Source organism: Pseudorhodobacter sp. (genome assembly GCF_030452865.1).
In the GTDB taxonomy this organism is placed as follows: domain Bacteria; phylum Pseudomonadota; class Alphaproteobacteria; order Rhodobacterales; family Rhodobacteraceae; genus Pseudorhodobacter.
On the sequence record NZ_JAKDLJ010000500.1, the window covers coordinates 1 to 2262 of the forward strand.

Annotated in this window: 2 protein-coding genes and 1 pseudogene; all 3 read left to right on the plus strand. The window is 59.5% G+C overall.

The genetic code is table 11. The features are described 5' to 3' along the window. The coding region (locus tag L0H65_RS18635; RefSeq protein ID WP_301460694.1) for an ABC transporter permease at positions 1–788 on the plus strand (788 nt) is incomplete at its 5' end. Beyond that, positions 785–1612, plus strand: coding sequence for an ABC transporter permease (locus tag L0H65_RS18640; protein WP_301460695.1), 828 nt, complete (start codon positions 785–787; stop codon positions 1610–1612). The genes L0H65_RS18635 and L0H65_RS18640, both read left to right, overlap by 4 nt. A gap of 3 nt (positions 1613–1615) precedes the next feature. Next, positions 1616–2262 (plus strand): annotated as a pseudogene (locus L0H65_RS18645) (glutamine synthetase); the annotation flags it as partial.

Here is a 2262-nt window from a genome sequence, read left to right on the forward strand (position 1 = left end):
CTTTTCTGACGGTGCGGGTCCTGCTTGCGGTGACGGCGCCCACGGCGCTTGCCTTTGGCTTTGGCGGCGCAATGGCGTCGCGTTCGCACAACCCGGTGTTGCGGTTCATCGGCAAGGGGTACACAGCGATGGTGCGTGGCGTGCCGGACATCGTGTTCTTTCTGTTCTTCGTCATCGCGCTGGATCAGGGCATCGAATACATATTCCACGTCATCCGCTGCCCGGACTGGACGGAACCCGTGCGCAACGGGCTCGAATTCCGCGTCTGTCCGCAAGCGAAAGTGCCGCTGAACTCCTCCGCCCAGATCTGGCATTCGCTTTACGGCTTCGGCCTTGCGGTGGTCACGTTTGCGCTGGTTTTCGGCGCATTCGCCTCCAACGTGCTTTATGGCGCGATGCAGGCGGTGCCGCGCACGCAGCTTGAAACCGCCGAAGCCTACGGCATGAACCACGGTCAGGTGTTCCGCCGGGTGCTGATGCCGCAGATGTGGGTCTATGCCCTGCCCGGCCTGTCAAACCTGTGGATGATCCTGATCAAGGCCACCCCGTTGCTGTTCCTGCTTGGCGTCAAGGATATCGTCTATTGGGCGCGCGAACTGGGCGGCGCGAAAACCAGCGCATTCTCCTATCCGCATCCGGATTGGCGGCTGTATTACTTCCTTGGGCTGATGGTGTTCTATCTGGTGATGACCAAACTGTCGGAAATCGTGCTGACCCGCATCCAGAACCGTCTGAGCCATGGGCAGGCGACCGCCGCCGGTGAAGCGCAGCGGAAGGCCGCGACATGAGTTGTATGCAAACCATTGCCGATTACGGCCTCCGCTCCATCGGGATCGGGGAGCGGTTGCTGCCGAAATCCGACATTACACTGTGTCAGGAATTCGTCCTGATCGGCTCCGGCCTGATCTGGAACATTTATTTCGGCGTCATGGCGCTGCTGTGCGGCTTTGTCCTTGCGAACGCCATCGCACTCGCCAAGGCCTCCCGCCACTTTCTTGTGCGCAAGCCCGCCGAATGGTTCATCTTCATCTTCCGCGGCTCGCCTTTGTTCATCCAGTTCTTTCTGGCCTATGAAGCCTTCGTGTTGCTGCCGCGCGGCGGGATCGAGATTTTCGGCATCACAACCGAGGTAAGCTGGCTTTCCAAAGCCTTCGCCGGGGCGCTGATCGTGTTATTCCTGAATACCGCTGCCTATTCCGCCGAGATCTTTTACGGCGCGCTGCGCTCCATCCCGAAGGGCGATCTGGAGGCGGCGGATGCTTACGGCATCAGCGGGTGGAACCGCTTTCGCCGGGTGCAATGGCCGACCATGCTGCGGCTGGCGTGGCCGTCCTATACCAATGAAGCGATCTTTCTGTTCCACGCGACGACGCTGGTGTTCTTTTCCGGCTTTCCTGCGTTCCAACAGCAGGGCGACGCGCTTTATTACGCAAGCTATTTTGCAGACAAAACCTTCAACCCCTTCATCCCCTACCCGATTGTCGGCTTTTATTTCATCTTGATCACGCTGACACTGATCGCGATTTCCGGGGTTATCAATCGACGGCTCAACCGACATTTGCCGTCCAACACGCGGGCAAAGCTGAAATATCGCCCGCAAATCATCAGGTGAGATATGAAAGACTGGCTGAGGAAGCACCCCGAGGTCCGCACGATCCGTGTGGCGGCGGCAGACCTCAATGGGCAGGCGCGCGGCAAGCGCATTCCGGCGCGGTTCGCGGACAAGGCCGTCAAGGATGGCACGCGGTTTCCGTTCTCGGTGCTGAATCTCGACATCTGGGGGGAGGATATCGACGACAGCCCCTTGGTGTTTGAAGAAGGCGATCAAGACGGTGTTTTGAAGCCGACCGAGCGTGGTTTCATGCCGATGCCGTGGCTGGAAGCACCAACCGCGCTGCTGCCGATCTGGATGTTCCGTGAAAACGGTCAGCCCTATGACGGCGACCCGCGCCAAGCGTTGGCGGCAGTGGTTGCGAGATATAGGGCGCGCGGCTTGACCCCGGTTTGCGCGATGGAGTTGGAATTCTTCCTGATCGACGATTCCGGCAAGAAAATGCAGGTTCCGGCCTCGCCCCGTTCCGGCAAGCGCAGGAAGGCCGCGGAAACCCTTTCGATCCGGGCGCTGGATGCGTTCGACACCTTTTTCACCGATCTTTATGATGCCTGCGAGGCGATGGATATTCCCGCCGATACCTCAACCTCGGAAACCGGCCTTGGCCAGTTTGAGGTCAACCTGATGCATTGCGACGATGCGCTTCGCGC

Coding starts and splice junctions, on each gene's coding strand:
- L0H65_RS18640 (WP_301460695.1), top strand. CDS start 785: ATGAGTTGTATGCAAACCATTGCCGATTACGGCCTCCGCTCCATCGGG.